The organism is Shigella sp. SIG6, from assembly GCF_053555815.1.
Genome location: NZ_JBQZXC010000075.1, coordinates 1 through 17,918, shown reverse-complemented (window position 1 = coordinate 17,918; position 17,918 = coordinate 1). Strand labels below are relative to the sequence as shown.

At 53.1% G+C, this 17,918-nt stretch carries 18 protein-coding genes and 1 pseudogene; 14 read left to right on the top strand and 5 right to left on the bottom strand.

What is annotated here, in order from left to right:
• Positions 1 to 18: 18 nt before the first annotated feature.
• A pseudogene (locus tag ACUU1M_RS13075) lies at positions 19 to 833 on the top strand (family 4 glycosyl hydrolase).
• Here the strand turns inward: ACUU1M_RS13075 and ACUU1M_RS13070 are convergent.
• Positions 830 to 1,642 (bottom strand): helix-turn-helix transcriptional regulator, encoded by an 813-nt coding sequence (locus ACUU1M_RS13070; RefSeq protein WP_152028973.1) that lies wholly within the window; start codon positions 1,640 to 1,642, stop codon positions 830 to 832. The pseudogene ACUU1M_RS13075 and the gene ACUU1M_RS13070 sit on opposite strands and share 4 nt — an antisense overlap.
• 166 nt (positions 1,643 to 1,808) lie before the next feature.
• On the opposite strand from ACUU1M_RS13070, the gene ACUU1M_RS13065 reads away from it, so the two are divergent.
• Both ACUU1M_RS13065 and ACUU1M_RS13060 read left to right on the top strand, forming a co-directional pair.
• Positions 1,809 to 3,524: a solute:sodium symporter family transporter gene (locus ACUU1M_RS13065; protein WP_001087183.1), complete on the top strand. Its 1,716-nt coding sequence runs from the start codon at positions 1,809 to 1,811 to the stop codon at positions 3,522 to 3,524.
• 34 nt (positions 3,525 to 3,558) lie between these two features.
• Entirely contained in the window at positions 3,559 to 5,001 is a 1,443-nt protein-coding gene (locus ACUU1M_RS13060) for a sulfatase-like hydrolase/transferase (protein WP_044140943.1), read from the top strand.
• A gap of 46 nt (positions 5,002 to 5,047) precedes the next feature.
• Here ACUU1M_RS13060 and yidI read toward each other — a convergent pair whose 3' ends face one another.
• Positions 5,048 to 5,461 carry a protein YidI gene (yidI, locus tag ACUU1M_RS13055; RefSeq protein WP_000511292.1) on the bottom strand — a complete coding sequence of 138 codons (414 nt, stop codon included), beginning with the start codon at positions 5,459 to 5,461 and terminating at the stop codon, positions 5,048 to 5,050.
• 108 nt (positions 5,462 to 5,569) lie between these two features.
• Here yidI and ACUU1M_RS13050 point away from each other — a divergent pair, with 108 nt between their 5' ends.
• Genes ACUU1M_RS13050 through ACUU1M_RS13040 form a run of 3 tightly spaced genes read left to right on the top strand, consistent with a single transcriptional unit; the run spans position 5,570 to position 6,763 of the window.
• Positions 5,570 to 5,917 (top strand): YidH family protein, encoded by a 348-nt coding sequence (locus tag ACUU1M_RS13050; RefSeq protein ID WP_000703959.1) that lies wholly within the window; start codon positions 5,570 to 5,572, stop codon positions 5,915 to 5,917.
• Positions 5,907 to 6,269 (top strand): DUF202 domain-containing protein, encoded by a 363-nt coding sequence (locus ACUU1M_RS13045; protein ID WP_001113436.1) that lies wholly within the window; start codon positions 5,907 to 5,909, stop codon positions 6,267 to 6,269. Before ACUU1M_RS13050 ends, ACUU1M_RS13045 begins: the two co-directional genes overlap by 11 nt.
• Complete coding sequence (locus tag ACUU1M_RS13040) at positions 6,266 to 6,763, top strand: radical SAM protein (protein ID WP_000148041.1); 498 nt, start codon at positions 6,266 to 6,268, stop codon at positions 6,761 to 6,763. Before ACUU1M_RS13045 ends, ACUU1M_RS13040 begins: the two co-directional genes overlap by 4 nt.
• Before the next feature lie 7 nt (positions 6,764 to 6,770).
• Here ACUU1M_RS13040 and emrD read toward each other — a convergent pair whose 3' ends face one another.
• On the bottom strand, positions 6,771 to 7,955 hold the full coding sequence (emrD, locus tag ACUU1M_RS13035; RefSeq protein ID WP_000828746.1) for a multidrug efflux MFS transporter EmrD: 1,185 nt from the start codon (positions 7,953 to 7,955) through the stop codon (positions 6,771 to 6,773).
• Positions 7,956 to 8,036: 81 nt separating this feature from the next.
• On the opposite strand from emrD, the gene ysdE reads away from it, so the two are divergent.
• A complete protein-coding gene (gene ysdE, locus ACUU1M_RS13030) occupies positions 8,037 to 8,111 on the top strand; it encodes a protein YsdE (RefSeq protein WP_211180519.1) in 75 nt (24 codons plus the stop codon).
• 123 nt (positions 8,112 to 8,234) lie between these two features.
• Here ysdE and tisB read toward each other — a convergent pair whose 3' ends face one another.
• Positions 8,235 to 8,324, bottom strand: coding sequence for a type I toxin-antitoxin system toxin TisB (gene tisB / locus ACUU1M_RS13025; protein ID WP_000060506.1), 90 nt, complete (start codon positions 8,322 to 8,324; stop codon positions 8,235 to 8,237).
• Positions 8,325 to 8,888: 564 nt separating this feature from the next.
• On the opposite strand from tisB, the gene ivbL reads away from it, so the two are divergent.
• The 7 genes from ivbL (at position 8,889) to uhpT (ending at position 16,099) form a co-directional block, all read left to right on the top strand.
• Complete coding sequence (gene ivbL / locus ACUU1M_RS13020; protein ID WP_001312198.1) at positions 8,889 to 8,987, top strand: ilvB operon leader peptide IvbL; 99 nt, start codon at positions 8,889 to 8,891, stop codon at positions 8,985 to 8,987.
• Between the two features lie 105 nt (positions 8,988 to 9,092).
• Positions 9,093 to 10,781, top strand: coding sequence for an acetolactate synthase large subunit (gene ilvB, locus ACUU1M_RS13015; RefSeq protein ID WP_000168453.1), 1,689 nt, complete (start codon positions 9,093 to 9,095; stop codon positions 10,779 to 10,781).
• Positions 10,782 to 10,784: 3 nt separating this feature from the next.
• Positions 10,785 to 11,075, top strand: coding sequence for an acetolactate synthase small subunit (ilvN, locus tag ACUU1M_RS13010; RefSeq protein WP_001181713.1), 291 nt, complete (start codon positions 10,785 to 10,787; stop codon positions 11,073 to 11,075).
• Positions 11,076 to 11,148: 73 nt separating this feature from the next.
• On the top strand, positions 11,149 to 11,739 hold the full coding sequence (gene uhpA / locus ACUU1M_RS13005; protein ID WP_000633668.1) for a transcriptional regulator UhpA: 591 nt from the start codon (positions 11,149 to 11,151) through the stop codon (positions 11,737 to 11,739).
• The gene (gene uhpB, locus ACUU1M_RS13000) at positions 11,739 to 13,241 is read left to right on the top strand and encodes a signal transduction histidine-protein kinase/phosphatase UhpB (RefSeq protein WP_024260816.1); all 1,503 of its coding nucleotides are present in this window, start codon (positions 11,739 to 11,741) and stop codon (positions 13,239 to 13,241) included. Before uhpA ends, uhpB begins: the two co-directional genes overlap by 1 nt.
• 9 nt (positions 13,242 to 13,250) lie before the next feature.
• On the top strand, positions 13,251 to 14,570 hold the full coding sequence (gene uhpC, locus ACUU1M_RS12995) for an MFS transporter family glucose-6-phosphate receptor UhpC (protein ID WP_005077620.1): 1,320 nt from the start codon (positions 13,251 to 13,253) through the stop codon (positions 14,568 to 14,570).
• Between the two features lie 137 nt (positions 14,571 to 14,707).
• Complete coding sequence (gene uhpT / locus ACUU1M_RS12990; RefSeq protein WP_000879197.1) at positions 14,708 to 16,099, top strand: hexose-6-phosphate:phosphate antiporter; 1,392 nt, start codon at positions 14,708 to 14,710, stop codon at positions 16,097 to 16,099.
• 45 nt (positions 16,100 to 16,144) lie between these two features.
• Here the strand turns inward: uhpT and adeD are convergent, their stop codons facing one another.
• Entirely contained in the window at positions 16,145 to 17,911 is a 1,767-nt protein-coding gene (gene adeD, locus ACUU1M_RS12985) for an adenine deaminase (protein WP_001065666.1), read from the bottom strand.
• Between the last annotated feature and the right edge of the window lie 7 nt (positions 17,912 to 17,918).

The window sequence follows — 17,918 nt, the reverse complement described above, 5'->3', positions numbered from 1 at the left end:
CATTACGGAGGCAGTATAATGACCAAATTCTCAGTGGTTGTCGCAGGCGGTGGAAGCACCTTTACGCCAGGCATCGTGTTGATGCTCCTGGCGAATCAGGACCGTTTCCCGCTTCGTGCACTGAAATTTTATGATAACGATGGCGCGCGGCAGGAAGTGATTGCCGAAGCCTGTAAAGTCATCCTTAAAGAAAAAGCGCCGGACATTGCGTTTAGTTACACCACCGATCCTGAAGTGGCGTTCAGCGACGTTGATTTTGTCATGGCGCACATCCGCGTCGGCAAGTACCCGATGCGCGAACTGGATGAAAAAATCCCACTGCGCCACGGTGTTGTTGGTCAGGAAACTTGCGGACCCGGCGGAATAGCGTACGGCATGCGTTCCATTGGCGGCGTCCTGGAACTGGTGGATTATATGGAAAAATATTCACCAAACGCCTAGATGCTCAACTACTCCAACCCGGCAGCAATTGTCGCAGAAGCCACGCGTCGTCTGCGCCCGAATGCGAAAATCCTCAACATCTGTGACATGCCAATCGGTATTGAAAGCCGGATGGCGCAAATTGTTGGGCTGCAAGATCGCAAACAGATGCGCGTGCGCTACTACGGCCTGAACCACTGGTGGTCGGCGATATCCCGCAGTTTCAGAAAGGGTTAATGAGTCAGCAAGTGGCGGTGGAAAAACTGGTCGTGGACGCCTGGGAACAGCGTTCATATCAGCACCTGTGGCAGGCGATTACGTTGTCGAAAACGGTACCGAGCGCCTCGGTCGCCAAAGCTATTCTGGATGAGTTGCTGGAGGCCAACAAAGCGTACTGGCCAGAGTTACGTTAATTGTGTGGACTGGCATCCGTTGGGTGCTGGTCCGTATTCTTTAGCACGGCTGACGGCGCATAACCAAATTTATGTTTAAAGGCTTTGCTGAAATGAAAGGAGTCGAAGAAGTTGAGCGTATCAGCGACTTCGCCAACCGAGTTTCCTTGTTGCTTTAATAGCGCCAGATCCAGACGCGCATCGAGGTAATATTCTTTCGGCGTCTTGCCGGTATAGCGTAAAAACAGACGACGCAACCAGGCTTCGCTACAGGGGATCGTGGCAGCCATATCAGCTACGCTCCAGCGTTGTTGCAGACTGGCATGTAAAGTGGCAATTAATTTTTCAATTTGCCGCCGTTGTGGATCTTTTTTACCATCTGCGGACATAAGACAAATCCACTGATAAATAATTTTCGTCAGAAAAGCGACTGCCAGATTATTTTTTATTGCTTCTGGTGAAGTTATTAACTCAGCAACTTCGGTGAGTTCCTGATTATAAATTTCGCCATTATAAATAACGCTTTGCTGACCAACGGGAATATCCATTGGCTTTAAAAATATAATACAGTTGCCATGCAGAGTTATTTGTTCGCCATTCTTTAAAAGAATTTTCCCACATCCTTGTACGGTATACACCGCAACCCATGAGTTGGCGATAAGCGGTTTCTTCTTGTCCCGCGGCCAGATCACCCGGTAATTCTCGTCGGCGTAGGTATGCCAGAGCGAGATCAGAGAAATTCCGCTGGAGATCACATTTTCGTTAATCAATAAGGGAATATTGTACGGAGTTTCGTTTTTTACATCTGAACTTTGTAATTTTCCATTCATTTTAATATCCCTCCGGCGAATTATGCTCACAACCTGAACTTAACAGAAAACAATCCGTTCAGGGATACGACGTTTGTATTTTAAGAATCTGACTGCCTGACCCGACGCATTTTACCTCTCCCTATATTCATGCGTCCGGGACATAAACATAAATAAGGGCTATGAGATGAATTCGTTACAAATCTTGAGTTTTGTCGGTTTTACGCTGCTGGTGGCGGTGATCACCTGGTGGAAGGTTCGCAAAACAGATACCGGATCGCAACAAGGCTATTTTCTTGCCGGACGTTCACTAAAAGCGCCGGTTATTGCCGCTTCGTTAATGTTAACCAACCTTTCCACGGAACAACTGGTTGGTCTTTCCGGGCAGGCCTACAAAAGCGGCATGTCGGTGATGGGCTGGGAAGTGACTTCAGCGGTGACGCTGATCTTCCTCGCGCTAATCTTTTTACCGCGCTATCTGAAGCGCGGCATTGCCACCATCCCCGATTTTCTGGAGGAACGTTATGATAAAACGACGCGTATTATCATCGACTTCTGCTTCCTCATTGCCACCGGCGTCTGCTTTCTGCAGATTGTTCTCTACTCCGGCGCGTTGGCGCTCAACAGCCTGTTTCACGTCGGGGAATCGCTACAGATTTCTCACGGTGCGGCTATCTGGCTACTGGTAATTTTGCTTGGTCTGGCGGGAATTTTGTATGCGGTGATCGGCGGACTGCGCGCAATGGCAGTGGCGGACTCCATCAACGGTATTGGGCTGGTTATCGGCGGGTTGATGGTGCCGGTATTTGGCCTGATCGCGATGGGCAAGGGCAGCTTTATGCAGGGCATTGAGCAAATTACCACCGTTCACGCCGAGAAATTAAACTCAGTCGGTGGCCCGACCGATCCCTTGCCGATTGGCGCGGCATTTACCGGTTTAATTCTGGTGAACACCTTTTACTGGTGTACAAATCAGGGCATCGTGCAACGCACGCTGGCGTCAAAAAGCCTGGCGGAAGGGCAAAAGGGGGCGCTGTTAACGGCGGTGCTGAAAATGCTCGACCCGCTGGTACTGGTGCTGCCAGGGTTGATTGCGTTTCATCTGTATCAGGATCTACCGAAAGCCGACATGGCCTACCCGACGCTGGTCAATAACGTTCTGCCAGTGCCACTGGTGGGTTTCTTCGGCGCGGTGTTATTTGGTGCGGTGATCAGTACCTTCAACGGCTTTCTGAATAGCGCCAGTACATTATTCAGTATGGGTATTTACCGTCGCATCATTAACCAGAATGCCGAGCCGCAGCAGCTGGTCACCGTCGGGCGCAAATTTGGTTTCTTTATCGCTATCGTTTCGGTTTTGGTAGCGCCGTGGATCGCCAACGCGCCGCAGGGGCTGTATAGCTGGATGAAACAGCTCAACGGCATTTACAACGTGCCGCTGGTTACCATCATCATTATGGGCTTTTTCTTCCCGCGCATCCCGGCGCTGGCGGCAAAAGTGGCGATGGGGATTGGCATAATCAGCTACATCACCATCAACTATCTGGTGAAGTTCGACTTCCATTTCCTCTATGTGCTGGCCTGTACGTTCTGCATCAACGTGGTCGTGATGCTGGTGATCGGTTTTATCAAACCGCGCGCCACGCCGTTCACCTTCAAAGATGCGTTTGCGGTGGACATGAAACCGTGGAAAAACGTCAAGATCGCGTCAATTGGTATCCTGTTCGCGATGATTGGCGTCTATGTCGGGCTGGCTGAATTCGGCGGCTACGGTACGCGCTGGTTAGCGATGATCAGTTATTTCATCGCTGCCGTAGTGATTGTCTACCTGATTTTTGACAGCTGGCGGCATCGTCACGACCCAGCCGTAACCTTTACTCCCGACGCGAAGGATAGCCTATGAAACGCCCCAATTGACCGATACCCAGGCCACCAATATGGTCGGTTGCTATAGCGGTAAACCGCTGAATACGCAAAATATTGATAGTCTGGCGGCGGAAGGTATTCGCTTTAATTCCGCCTACACTTGTTCACCGGTTTGTACGCCTGCACGCGCCGGACTATTCACCGGTATCTACGCTAACCAGTCCGGCCCGTGGACCAACAACGTCGCGCCAGGCAAAAACATCTCCACTATGGGGCGCTACTTTAAGGATGCCGGCTATCACACCTGTTATATCGGCAAATGGCATCTCGACGGTCATGACTATTTCGGCACTGGCGAGTGTCCGCCGGAGTGGGATGCTGATTACTGGTTTGATGGGGCGAACTATCTTAGCGAACTGACGGAAAAAGAGATCAGCCTGTGGCGCAATGGCCTAAACAGCGTCGAAGATTTACAGGCGAACCATATTGACGAAACCTTCACTTGGGCGCACCGCATCAGCAATCGAGCGGTAGATTTTCTGCAACAGCCCGTGCGCGCCGAGGAACCCTTCCTGATGGTGGTTTCGTATGATGAGCCGCATCACCCGTTCACCTGTCCGGTGGAGTATTTAGAGAAATACGCTGATTTTTACTACGAACTTGGCGAGAAATCACAGGATGACCTGGCGAACAAACCGGAACATCACCGCTTATGGGCGCAGGCGATGCCATCGCCAGTCGGTGATGACGGGCTTTATCACCATCCGCTCTATTTTGCCTGCAATGACTTTGTTGATGACCAAATCGGACGTGTCATCAATGCCTTAACGCCAGAGCAACGTGAAAATACGTGGGTCATTTATACCTCCGATCACGGTGAAATGATGGGCGCACATAAGCTGATCAGTAAAGGAGCGGCGATGTATGACGACATCACCCGTATTCCGCTGATCATCCGTTCGCCGCAAGGGGAGCGGCGACAGGTCGATACGCCAGTCAGTCATATTGATTTACTGCCGACAATGATGGCGCTGGCAGATATTGAAAAACCAGAGATTCTGCCGGGGGAAAATATCCTTGCCGTGAAAGAGCCACGCGGCGTGATGGTGGAATTTAACCGCTACGAGATTGAGCATGACAGCTTTGGCGGTTTTATTCCGGTGCGTTGCTGGGTGACGGATGACTTTAAACTGGTGCTCAACCTCTTCACCAGTGATGAACTTTACGATCGCCGTAATGACCCAAATGAAATGCATAACCTGATCGATGATATCCGTTTTGCAGACGTTCGCAGCAAAATGCATGACGCCTTATTGGATTACATGGACAAAATTCGCGATCCGTTCCGCAGTTACCAATGGAGTCTGCGTCCGTGGCGTAAAGATGCACGACCGCGCTGGATGGGGGCGTTTCGCCCACGCCCACAAGATGGCTATTCGCCAGTGGTATGCGACTATGACACCGGCCTACCGACGCAAGGAGTGAAGGTGGAGGAGAAAAAACAGAAATTCTGACGATCATGCCCGCTGATGATCACCCGGCGGGCATTATTCAGGCTGCTTAAACCAGCGAACCGCCGGTCAGGAAGGAAAAAATCAGGAATATCAGCAAAATGCTGCACACGATGCCGATACCAAAAACCAGCGCGCCGCGAATGCCCCAGCGATTTTCCTTACGCATACCGCCAATAAATGCGCAAAGTAGCGCAGCAATGGCCAGTGCGATACCGCTTTGATCGAGGATTTTATCGATATCCATGTCCTCTTTTTTCTCCACAGTGGTAATTTTTTCGCCTTTTATTCCGGCGAGAAGACCTCTTTTAATTTCAGCCGTTTTGTCCGCCACGATGCTTTCAAGCGTTGGCGGTGGTGCGGAAAAAGGGCCGAATGAAAAGTGGATAATCCCCATCATTAAAGCGATGGCACCGAACAGCATGCCCAATGAACTGATTTTATTTTGCGCTATGATACCCATCTGACCTCCTTGTAGCGGATGGCAAAAGCATATCAGGAAACGGGCGGACGAAATTCTTAAAAAAAACCGCTAAAGATAGAGCGTTAGTGAAATTGCAAAGGAGCAACAATGAAAATTTCCCGCCTTGGAGAAGCGCCCGATTACCGCTTCTCGCTGGCTAATGAGCGTACTTTTCTGGCGTGGATCCGTACCGCACTAGGATTTCTGGCGGCGGGGGTTGGGCTTGATCAACTTGCGCCAGATTTCGCCACGCCCGTCATTCGTGAACTGCTGGCGTTGTTGTTGTGTCTGTTTTCCGGCGGGTTAGCAATGTATGGCTACCTGCGCTGGTTACGCAATGAAAAAGCGATGCGTCTGAAAGAGGACCTGCCCTACACCAACAGCTTATTAATCATCAGCTTAATATTGATGGTTGTGGCGGTGATCGTTATGGGACTGGTGTTGTATGCCGGATAGCCGTAAAGCCAGACGCATTGCCGACCCAGGGCTGCAGCCGGAGCGCACATCACTGGCGTGGTTTCGTACCATGCTGGGCTACGGCGCGTTGATGGCGTTGGCTATCAAACACAACTGGCACCAGGCGGGCATGTTATTCTGGATTTCGATTGGCATCCTCGCCATCGTGGCGCTGATCCTCTGGCACTACACCCGTAATCGCAATTTAATGAATGTCACGAATAGCGATTTTTCCCAATTTCACGTAGTCCGTGACAAATTTTTGATCTCCCTCGCGGTGTTATCTCTCGCAATACTGTTTGCTGTAACGCATATACATCAACTTATCGTATTTATTGAGAGAGTCGCATGACAGGAAGTCAGGTCATTGATGCTGAAGAGGACAGGCATAAGCTGGTTGTAGAGTACAAGGATGCTCTGCAACCTGCCGATTTTTATCACAATTTCAAACAGCGGGGCATCCGCTCCGTACAGCTCATTCCCCATCTTGAATTTGATGACCGGGGCGATCTGACGGCCGCTTCGGTGACAGCAGAGCTGTGGGGGAAATTTTTAATTGCCCTGTTTGAGTGTTGGGTGCGGGCAGATATCAGTCGTATCTCGATTGAGCTTTTTGACGCCACCTTACAAAAATGGTGTGGCAGCGAAAACCCGCAACCGCGCCGTGACTGCCAGGCGTGCGACTGGCATCGCCTGTGCCCGCACGCTCGGCAGGAGACGCCAGACAGCGTGCTTTGTGCGGGCTATCAGGCGTTTTATTCTTACTCCGCACCGCATATGCGGGTGATGCGTGATCTGATAAAGCAGCATCGTTCTCCCATGGAGCTGATGACGATGCTGCGGTGACGTGCGCTTAAACGGGCTGCCCCTGATGCGACATCCGCGTCGCCAGCGGCAGCCAGCACAGCACGATCAACAATCCCATTAAGGTCATCAACAACCCCAGGCTGCCCTGACCGGTTTGCGGCAACATCGCAGAGAGCGACGCCAGCACGCCGGAACCAATGTTTTGCAGACCGCCGACCAGCGCACCAGCCGTGCCCGCCAGGAAGGGGAACGGCTCCATCGCGCCGCTGGTCGCCAGCGGAAACAGCATCCCGGCACCGAAAAAGAACAGCGCGGCGGGAACGAGCAGCGTCCAGACATTCATCACGCCAAACCAGTCGGGGATCCACATCAGCAAGCCAGCCAGCAGGCAGCAGATAACCGACTGCCACATCAACGTTGAGAAGCGTTTATTAGGACGCCCGGCAAACCATGCCCCAAAAAATGCCGCCGGAATCGGCAGAATAAACAAAATACTGACCGTCATACTGCTCAGCCCTAACACCGCGCCCATCAGCACGCCGGAGCAGGCTTCAAAGGCAGCAATCCCGGCCAGACCGCCAATCAGCATCAGCAAATAACAGTTAAAACCGCTGTTACCGAAAAGCGTTTTATAACTGGTAAGCAGGCGCGTGCGCGGTGCATCGACCGGACGCGTTTCCGGCATCCAGCGGGCCATACTGAAGGTCACACCAGCACAAAGAACCAACAAAAAGAGATAACAGGCGCGCCAGTTCCACATCGTATCCAGCAGACCGCCGATTAGCGGTGCGAGCAACGGACTGACGAGAATCCCCATGTTTAACAGGCTGTTAGCATGGCGCAACTGTGTCCGTTCATATAAATCACGCGGCAAAGTACGTGCCATTACGCCGCCAACGCCGGTGCCCATCCCCTGCATCGCGCTGGCGGCAATCAATACCGTCAAACTGGAGGTCGTGACCGCGACCAGCGTTGCCAGCATAAAAATGGACATTCCGACGAGGATCACTGGTCGGCGACCGACACGGTCGGATATCGGGCCATAAAACAGCTGTGAGACACCGTAAGTCAGCAGATAAGCGCCCATTACGCTCTGCACCGCCCCTTCACGGACGTTGAGATCGCGCGCCATATCGGCAATAGCTGGAATATAAATGGTTTGCGCCATCTGACCGACGGCCACGAGTAATACCAACATCAATAACAAATTGACGTTTCTTTGCCTTTTCATTATCACGGATGCTTTTATAAAAATAATTAGAATAAGTCACTACGCATTCCCATAAATGCGGGAGAGGAATCTATCACATTGATGAATGTTAGCCAGATATACGCCAGGAATGGGGAATTGTTTAGCGGCAGAATATGTAAACAAAAGCGGCAATAAATGTTGCCGGGAGGGATGGTAGGGCGGATAAGATGCGTCAGCATCGCATCCGACTCCAACCCGCACGCTAAATATAAAAGGGGAGCGGTTACCCGCTCCCCTTTGGTGCGACTTGAATCTGAATTACTTCAGGTATTTCAGAACAGCATCAAGCAGTTGCAGTGCTGCAACAATGAGTTTGAGGATAAGAATGGCGATATCCACCAGGCTCATACGCGTCTCCTGTGGTTCAGGAGCACTGCCAGCTGACGTACCTTTCCGCTGCCTGTTGCCAGCTGTTGTGCACGCGGTATCTCAAGGAGAAACGTTGTGCTTGTTGACATAACACAGTGTGCTCACGCGGGGTTAAGGCGCTGACGGCACCACCCGTTTCAGCCAGGACTTAGTGCGCCGGGTAACGATGCGGCCCCCGCATAACACATTGCGTACAGTGATATTATAGAAGTTTACTGTATAAATAAACAGTAATATTTGGACAAAACGCAAACTGTGAACGATACTCAACTATGCACTAAATACGTCAAAATTCGTGCCGAAATTGCGCGTTCTGCGCGGAACACGTATACTTTCAGTGTTGACATAATACAGTGTGCTTTGCGGTTACCAGCCGCAGGCGGCTGACGAAACCTCGCTCCGGCGGGGTTTTTTGTTATCTGCAATTCAGTACAAAACGTGATCAACCCCTCAATTTTCCCTTGCTGAAAAATTTTCCATTGTCTCCCCTGTAAAGCTGTGCTTGTATAAATATTGTTAAACACAAAACCAACAAGGTCCCCAATGACTACTTCCATGTTCAACGCAAAACTACTACCAACTGCGCCATCCGCCGCAGTGGTCGTCGTGCGTGTGGTGGTGGTCGTCGGCAATGCGCCGTAGGGACTGGAACAACACACGATTCCAAAACCCCGCCGGCGCAAACCGGGCGGGGTTTTTCGTTTAAGCACCTCCCGGAAAGTCGGCCCAGAAGAAAAGGACTGGAGCATGGCAAGTTCGGGCACAACATCGACGCGTAAGCGCTTTACCGGCGCAGAATTTATCGTTCATTTCCTGGAACAGCAGGGCATTAAGATTGTGACGGGCATTCCGGGCGGTTCTATCCTGCCTGTTTACGACGCCTTAAGCCAAAGCACGCAAATCCGCCATATTCTGGCTCGCCATGAACAGGGCGCGGGGTTTATCGCTCAGGGAATGGCGCGCACCGACGGTAAACCGGCGGTCTGTATGGCCTGTAGCGGGCCGGGTGCGACTAACCTGGTGACCGCCATTGCTGATGCTCGGCTGGACTCCATCCCGCTGATTTGCATCACTGGTCAGGTTCCCGCCTCGATGATCGGCACCGACGCCTTCCAGGAAGTGGACACCTACGGCATCTCTATCCCCATCACCAAACACAACTATCTGGTCAGACATATCGAAGAGCTCCCACAGGTCATGAGCGATGCCTTCCGCATTGCGCAATCAGGCCGCCTTGGCCCGGTGTGGATAGACATTCCTAAGGATGTACAAACGGCGGTTTTTGAGATTGAAGCTCAGCCCGCGGTGGCAGAAAAAGCCGCTGCACCCGCCTTTAGCGAAGAAAGCATTCGTGACGCAGCTACAATGATTAACGCTGCCAAACGCCCGGTGCTTTATCTGGGTGGTGGTGTGATCAATGCGCCTGCGCGGGTGCGTGAACTGGCGGAGAAAGCGCAACTGCCTACCACCATGACTTTAATGGCGCTGGGCATGCTGCCAAAAGCGCATCCGTTGTCGCTGGGTATGCTGGGGATGCACGGCGTGCGCAGTACCAACTATATTTTGCAGGAGGCGGATTTGTTGATTGTGCTCGGTGCGCGTTTTGATGACCGGGCGATTGGCAAAACCGAGCAGTTCTGTCCGAATGCCAAAATTATTCATGTCGATATCGATCGTGCAGAGCTGGGTAAAATCAAGCAGCCGCATGTGGCGATTCAGGCGGATGTTGATGACGTGCTGGCGCAATTGATCCCGCAGGTGGAAGCGCAACCGCGTGCAGAGTGGCACCAGTTGGTAGCGGATTTGCAGCGCGAATTCCCGTGTCCAATCCCGAAAGCGTGCGATCCATTAAGCCATTACGGCCTGATCAACGCCGTTGCCGCCTGTGTCGATGACAATGCGATTATCACCACCGATGTGGGTCAGCATCAGATGTGGACCGCGCAAGCTTATCCGCTCAATCGCCCACGCCAGTGGCTGACCTCCGGTGGGCTGGGCACGATGGGTTTTGGCCTGCCTGCGGCGATTGGCGCGGCGCTGGCGAACCCGGATCGCAAAGTGTTGTGTTTCTCCGGCGACGGCAGCCTGATGATGAATATTCAGGAGATGGCGACCGCCAGTGAAAATCAGCTGGATGTCAAAATCATTCTGATGAACAACGAAGCGCTGGGGCTGGTGCATCAGCAACAGAGTCTGTTCTACGAGCAAGGCGTTTTTGCCGCCACCTATCCGGGCAAAATCAACTTTATGCAGATTGCCGCCGGATTCGGCCTCGAAACCTGTGATTTGAATAACGAAGCCGATCCGCAGGCTGCATTGCAGGAAATCATCAATCGCCCTGGCCCGGCGCTGATCCATGTGCGCATTGATGCCGAAGAAAAAGTTTACCCGATGGTGCCGCCAGGTGCGGCGAATACTGAAATGGTGGGGGAATAAGCCATGCAAAACACAACTCATAACAACGTAATTCTGGAGCTCACCGTTCGCAACCATCCGGGCGTAATGACCCACGTTTGTGGCCTTTTTGCCCGCCGCGCTTTTAACGTTGAAGGCATTCTTTGTCTGCCGATTCAGGACAGCGACAAAAGCCATATCTGGCTACTGGTCAATGACGACCAGCGTCTGGAGCAGATGATAAGCCAAATCGATAAGCTGGAAGATGTCGTGAAAGTGCAGCGTAATCAGTCCGATCCGACGATGTTTAACAAGATCGCGGTGTTTTTTCAGTAACCGCTCAAGGCTTGAACAACATCGCGCTTATCGTTAAGGTAAGCGCGTTTTTTTTACCCGCCAGGACAAGACCATGATCACCGTTGCCCTTATAGACGATCACCTCATCGTCCGCTCCGGCTTTGCGCAGCTGCTGGGGCTGGAACCTGATTTGCAGGTAGTTGCCGAGTTTGGTTCGGGGCGCGAGGCGCTGGCGGGGCTGCCGGGGCGCGGTGTGCAGGTGTGTATTTGCGATATCTCCATGCCCGATATCTCCGGTCTGGAGCTGCTAAGCCAGCTGCCGAAAGGTATGGCGACGATTATGCTCTCCGTTCACGACAGTCCTGCGCTGGTTGAGCAGGCGCTTAACGCGGGGGCACGCGGCTTTCTTTCCAAACGCTGTAGCCCGGATGAACTCATTGCTGCGGTGCATACGGTTGCCACGGGCGGCTGTTATCTGACGCCGGATATTGCCATTAAACTGGCATCCGGTCGTCAGGACCCGCTGACCAAACGTGAACGCCAGGTGGCGGAAAAACTGGCGCAAGGAATGGCGGTGAAAGAGATTGCCGCCGAACTGGGCTTGTCACCGAAAACGGTACACGTCCATCGCGCCAATCTGATGGAAAAACTGGGCGTCAGTAACGACGTAGAGCTGGCGCGCCGCATGTTTGATGGCTGGTGATGAAGACGTTGTTCTCCCGCTTAATTACCGTTATTGCCTGCTTTTTTATCTTCTCTGCCGCATGGTTTTGCCTATGGAGTATCAGCCTGCATCTGGTTGAGCGCCCTGATATGGCGGTGCTGTTATTTCCGTTTGGTCTGCGTCTGGGGCTAATGCTGCAATGCCCGCGCGGATACTGGCCCGTATTGCTGGGTGCGGAGTGGCTGCTGATTTACTGGCTAACGCAGGCGGTCGGTTTAACCCATTTTCCGTTATTGATGATCGGTAGTTTACTGACGTTACTGCCCGTAGCGCTGATCTCGCGCTATCGCCATCAGCGTGACTGGCGCACCTTGCTGTTACAGGGTGCGGCGTTAACGGCGGCGGCGTTGTTGCAGTCGCTGCCCTGGCTTTGGCACGGCAAAGAGTCGTGGAATGCGCTGTTGCTGACTTTAACTGGCGGTCTGACGCTGGCCCCGATATGTCTGGTGTTCTGGCACTATCTCGCCAATAACACCTGGCTGCCGCTCGGCCCGTCACTGGTTTCTCAGCCCATCAACTGGCGCGGGCGGCATCTGGTCTGGTACTTGCTGCTGTTTGTTATCAGTCTCTGGCTCCAGTTGGGATTGCCGGACGAACTGTCGCGCTTTACGCCATTCTGTCTGGCGCTGCCGATTATCGCGCTGGCCTGGCACTATGGCTGGCAAGGAGCGCTGATTGCGACGTTGATGAACGCCATCGCGCTGATCGCCAGTCAAACCTGGCGCGATCATCCGGTGGATTTATTACTCTCGTTGCTGGTGCAAAGTCTGACAGGGTTGTTACTGGGCGCAGGCATCCAGCGGTTGCGTGAACTTAACCAGTCGCTACAAAAGGAACTGGCGCGCAATCAGCATCTGGCTGAACGTTTGTTAGAAACCGAAGAGAGCGTGCGCCGCGACGTGGCGCGTGAGCTGCACGACGATATCGGTCAGACCATCACTGCTATTCGTACTCAGGCGGGCATTGTTCAGCGGCTGGCGGCAGATAACGCCAGTGTGAAGCAGAGCGGGCAGCTCATCGAACAACTGTCGCTGGGCGTTTACGACACGGTGCGCCGTTTGTTAGGACGGTTACGTCCGCGCCAGCTGGATGATCTCACCCTGGAGCAGGCCATCCGCTCACTGATGCGGGAAATGGAGCTGGAAGGGCGCGGCATTGTCAGCCATCTCGAATGGCGTATCGATGAATCAGCATTAAGCGAAAACCAGCGCGTGACGCTGTTTCGTGTCTGCCAGGAAGGGCTGAACAACATTGTGAAACATGCCGATGCCAGCGCGGTTACGCTGCAAGGCTGGCAGCAGGATGAACGGTTGATGCTGGTGATTGAAGACGATGGCAGCGGTTTGCCGCCGGGTTCCGGGCAACAAGGTTTTGGCCTCACCGGAATGCGCGAGCGTGTAACGGCGCTGGGCGGCACATTACACATTTCCTGTCTGCACGGCACGCGTGTCAGCGTTTCTCTACCTCAACGTTATGTCTAAGGTTCGATGATGTTGCCGTTTCTGAAAGCGCCTGCCGATGCGCCATTAATGACAGATAAACATGAAATTGATGCCCGTTATCGCTACTGGCGTCGGCATATTCTGCTGACCATCTGGCTGGGTTACGCGCTGTTTTACTTCACGCGGAAAAGTTTTAACGCCGCGGTACCAGAAATCCTTGCTAACGGCGTGCTCGGCCGTAGCGATATCGGCCTGTTAGCGACCCTGTTTTACATTACTTACGGCGTGTCGAAGTTTGTCTCCGGCATTGTCAGCGATCGCTCTAATGCCCGTTATTTTATGGGGATAGGGCTTATCGCCACGGGCATCATGAACATTCTGTTTGGCTTCTCGACGTCGCTATGGGCGTTTGCCGTGCTCTGGGTGCTGAACGCCTTTTTCCAGGGCTGGGGTTCACCGGTGTGTGCGCGTCTGTTAACGGCCTGGTATTCACGTACCGAGCGCGGCGGTTGGTGGGCATTATGGAACACGGCGCATAACGTCGGCGGCGCACTCATTCCCATTGTGATGGCAGCGAGCGCGCTGCATTACGGCTGGCGTGCCGGGATGATGATTGCTGGTTGTATGGCGATAGTCGTGGGGATTTTTCTCTGCTGGCGGCTACGCGATTGCCCGCAGGCGTTAGGTTTACCGGCGGTCGGTGAATGGCGGCACGACGCGCTGGAAATTGCGCAACAACAAGAAGGGGCAGGGTTGACGCGTAAAGAGATACTCACCAAATATGTGTTGCTGAATCCGTATATCTGGCTGCTTTCGTTTTGCTATGTGCTGGTCTATGTGGTCCGGGCGGCGATCAACGACTGGGGCAATTTGTATATGTCCGAGACGCTGGGCGTCGATCTGGTCACGGCGAATACGGCAGTGACGATGTTTGAACTGGGCGGATTTATCGGTGCGCTGGTAGCCGGTTGGGGCTCGGACAAATTGTTTAACGGCAACCGTGGGCCGATGAATTTGATTTTCGCCGCCGGAATTTTGCTTTCAGTCGGCTCGCTGTGGCTGATGCCATTTGCCAGCTACGTGATGCAGGCAACCTGCTTCTTCACCATTGGTTTTTTTGTCTTTGGCCCGCAGATGTTAATTGGTATGGCGGCGGCAGAGTGTTCCCACAAAGAGGCGGCAGGGGCGGCGACGGGGTTTGTCGGCTTGTTTGCTTATCTGGGGGCGTCGCTTGCTGGTTGGCCGCTGGCGAAAGTGCTCGATACCTGGCACTGGAGCGGATTTTTTGTGGTTATCTCTATCGCCGCCGGGATTTCCGCACTGCTGTTACTGCCCTTTTTGAACGCCCAGACACCGCGTGAAGCGTGATGCATCTCACCTTTTCACTTCATATCTGGCAAAACTAAGAAATTTTCCAGGTTTTTCTTGGACGCTATCTCAGGCCTGATTTGCTGCTGATTTTTACAATGCATGCCTCACGCAGGTATTCATTTCAGGAGTAACCTATGCTGGCTTTCCTAAACCAGGTTCGCAAGCCGACCCTGGACCTTCCGCTCGAAGTGCGGCGCAAAATGTGGTTCAAACCGTTCATGCAATCCTACCTGGTGGTCTTTATCGGCTACCTGACGATGTACCTGATTCGCAAGAACTTTAACATCGCGCAGAACGATATGATTTCGACCTACGGGTTGAGCATGACGCAGCTGGGGATGATCGGCCTGGGTTTCTCCATCACTTATGGCGTGGGTAAAACGTTGGTTTCATACTACGCCGACGGCAAAAACACCAAACAATTCCTGCCGTTCATGCTTATCCTCTCTGCCATTTGTATGCTGGGCTTCAGTGCCAGTATGGGCAGCGGCTCGGTTAGCCTGTTCCTGATGATTGCCTTCTACGCCTTAAGCGGCTTTTTCCAGAGTACCGGCGGTTCGTGCAGTTACTCCACCATCACCAAATGGACGCCGCGTCGTAAACGCGGGACATTCCTCGGTTTCTGGAATATTTCTCACAACCTTGGCGGTGCAGGCGCAGCAGGTGTGGCGCTGTTCGGGGCAAATTACCTGTTCGATGGCCATGTCATCGGCATGTTTATCTTCCCGTCGATTATCGCGCTGATTGTCGGTTTTATCGGCCTGCGTTACGGCAGCGACTCCCCGGAATCTTATGGCCTCGGCAAAGCTGAAGAACTGTTCGGCGAGGAGATCAGCGAAGAGGACAAAGAGACAGAATCTACCGATATGACCAAGTGGCAGATCTTTGTTGAGTATGTGCTGAAAAACAAAGTGATCTGGCTGCTGTGCTTCGCCAACATTTTCCTCTATGTGGTACGTATTGGTATCGACCAGTGGTCAACCGTATACGCGTTCCAGGAACTGAAACTCTCTAAAGCGGTGGCGATTCAGGGCTTTACGCTGTTTGAAGCTGGTGCGCTGGTCGGTACGCTGCTGTGGGGCTGGCTCTCTGACTTGGCGAACGGTCGCCGTGGCCTGGTGGCCTGCATCGCGCTGGCGCTGATTATCGCCACGCTCGGTGTGTATCAACATGCCAGTAACGAATATATCTATCTGGCTTCTCTCTTTGTGTTGGGTTTCCTGGTCTTTGGCCCGCAATTGTTGATTGGTGTGGCTGCTGTTGGCTTTGTACCTAAAAAAGCGATTGGCGCTGCCGATGGTATTAAAGGCACCTTTGCTTACCTGATTGGTGACAGCTTTGCCAAGTTAGGTCTGGGAATGATTGCCGATGGGACGCCGGTATTCGGCCTTACCGGCTGGGCAGGCACCTTCGCCGCGCTGGATATCGCCGCGATTGGTTGTATCTGCCTGATGGCGATAGTGGCGGTAATGGAAGAACGCAAAATCCGCCGCGAGAAAAAAATTCAGCAGTTGACAGTGGCATAAACGTAACTGGTGACTTTTGCCCGGCATGACGGCGGGCTTTTTTTATTATTCCGTGACTTCCAGCGTAGTGAAGGCAAACTTCTCGCCATCAAATAGCCCCTGACTGGTTAGTTTTAGCGCGGGGATCACTGGCAGAGAAAGAAACGCCATCTGAATAAACGGCTCATCGGGTAACGGACCGCATTCACGGGCGGCGGCTTTCAAGGCGTCAATTTGTTCCGCCAGCGACTGCGCCGTGTCGGTGCTCATCAGCCCGGCAATGGGTAACGGCAGATGACTTTGTACTTGGCCGTTACGTACCACGCACAGCCCGCCGCCATCCTGAATCACCTGATTGACCGCCAGCGCCATCTCTTCGGCACTGCGACCGATCACCACAATATTATGGCTGTCATGGCTGACTGTCGCAGCCAGCGCGCCTTCATTCAGGCCAAAGCCGCCGAGCAAACCACAGGCCGGAGCCAGCCGTTGCCCGTAACGCTCAAGTACGGCAATAAAGCACACATCATCGCGATCAAAACCATTTTCGCTGTAGACGCTGGAGCGGGAGTGCGTAATCAATTCGTTATGGATGACGTCAATGACCCGATAGCGTTTTCCGGGCGTGAATTGCAGGGCAAAGTCGCTGGCGGAAACTGGCTGGCGGGCAATGGTATTGCCATATGGCGGGGCAGACAGCGCCAGTCTCGCCGACTCTTCCGCCTGTAAGGTTTGCGCATCAATCGGTTCGCCTTTCACCAGTACCTGCTGCACCGTGACCTTACGCGCATCGCTCAACAGGACGATATCGGCCTGCTTGCCGGGTGCCAGTAAGCCGAGGTGATTCAGACCAAAGTGGCGCGCCGTCGACCAGCTGGCGACGCGATATGCCACATGCAGCGGCACATTGTGTTGTTCGATCAGGCGGCGAATTAAGGCATCGATATGCCCTTCATGGGCGATCTCCCACGGGTTACGGTCATCGGTACAGAGCATGCATTGCGGGCTGTTAAATTCGTTGATCAACGGTGCCAGTGCGTTGAGATTGCGGGCAGCGGACCCTTCGCGGATCATCAACGACATGCCGAGTTGTAATTTCCGGCGTCCTTCTTCCAGCTGATAACTTTCGTGGCAGTTTTCAATACCCGCAGCAATATAGGCGTTAAGTTCTTTGCCACCCAAACCCGGACAGTGACCGTCCAGCGTCAGGTAGCGAAATGCATCGAGTTTATCGAGCAGCGCATTCTGCCCGTTAATTACGCCAGGGTAGTCCATCATTTCTGCAAGGCCGGTAACCTGCGGATGGTCCCGCCAGGCGAGCATCTGTTCAAGGGTAAAACTGGCACCGTTAACATCGCAGCCTTCCAGAGCGGGCACGCAAGAGCTGACCTGTAAGTACTGGTTTTGCCTTGCCTGTTCGGCACAGCGGGCAAACCAGGCGAATCCGGCTTCTCCCATCACGTTGACGATTTCATGAGGGTCGCAAATAACGGTCGTCAGGCCGCGCGGCAGGGTAGCGGTTTCAAAAGTGACCGGCGTCATCATGCTGGATTCAATATGCAGGTGAGCATCAATAAACCCTGGCACCGCCGTTGCGCCGCGAGCATCAATCCGCTGCAAAGCCGGAGCATCAGCGTATTCTGCGCCAACACCGGCAATGTAACGTCCTTTAATCACAATTGGGCCGGAAATTTCTCCGGCATTGATCAGGTCGAGAATAGAGACATTATCAATAATATAATCGGCAACAGCGTCGCCACGGGAAACGGCTAACAATTCCTGGTATTCAGCCCGGCTAATGTGATGAAATTTATGGTTAATGGAATTATTCATATTTTTC

Coding starts and splice junctions, on each gene's coding strand:
- ACUU1M_RS13070 (WP_152028973.1), bottom strand. CDS start 1,642: ATGAATGGAAAATTACAAAGTTCAGATGTAAAAAACGAAACTCCGTAC.
- ACUU1M_RS13065 (WP_001087183.1), top strand. CDS start 1,809: ATGAATTCGTTACAAATCTTGAGTTTTGTCGGTTTTACGCTGCTGGTG.
- ACUU1M_RS13060 (WP_044140943.1), top strand. CDS start 3,559: ATGGTCGGTTGCTATAGCGGTAAACCGCTGAATACGCAAAATATTGAT.
- yidI (WP_000511292.1), bottom strand. CDS start 5,461: ATGGGTATCATAGCGCAAAATAAAATCAGTTCATTGGGCATGCTGTTC.
- ACUU1M_RS13050 (WP_000703959.1), top strand. CDS start 5,570: ATGAAAATTTCCCGCCTTGGAGAAGCGCCCGATTACCGCTTCTCGCTG.
- ACUU1M_RS13045 (WP_001113436.1), top strand. CDS start 5,907: ATGCCGGATAGCCGTAAAGCCAGACGCATTGCCGACCCAGGGCTGCAG.
- ACUU1M_RS13040 (WP_000148041.1), top strand. CDS start 6,266: ATGACAGGAAGTCAGGTCATTGATGCTGAAGAGGACAGGCATAAGCTG.
- emrD (WP_000828746.1), bottom strand. CDS start 7,955: ATGAAAAGGCAAAGAAACGTCAATTTGTTATTGATGTTGGTATTACTC.
- tisB (WP_000060506.1), bottom strand. CDS start 8,324: ATGAGCCTGGTGGATATCGCCATTCTTATCCTCAAACTCATTGTTGCA.
- ivbL (WP_001312198.1), top strand. CDS start 8,889: ATGACTACTTCCATGTTCAACGCAAAACTACTACCAACTGCGCCATCC.
- ilvB (WP_000168453.1), top strand. CDS start 9,093: ATGGCAAGTTCGGGCACAACATCGACGCGTAAGCGCTTTACCGGCGCA.
- ilvN (WP_001181713.1), top strand. CDS start 10,785: ATGCAAAACACAACTCATAACAACGTAATTCTGGAGCTCACCGTTCGC.
- uhpA (WP_000633668.1), top strand. CDS start 11,149: ATGATCACCGTTGCCCTTATAGACGATCACCTCATCGTCCGCTCCGGC.
- uhpB (WP_024260816.1), top strand. CDS start 11,739: ATGAAGACGTTGTTCTCCCGCTTAATTACCGTTATTGCCTGCTTTTTT.
- uhpC (WP_005077620.1), top strand. CDS start 13,251: ATGTTGCCGTTTCTGAAAGCGCCTGCCGATGCGCCATTAATGACAGAT.
- uhpT (WP_000879197.1), top strand. CDS start 14,708: ATGCTGGCTTTCCTAAACCAGGTTCGCAAGCCGACCCTGGACCTTCCG.
- adeD (WP_001065666.1), bottom strand. CDS start 17,911: ATGAATAATTCCATTAACCATAAATTTCATCACATTAGCCGGGCTGAA.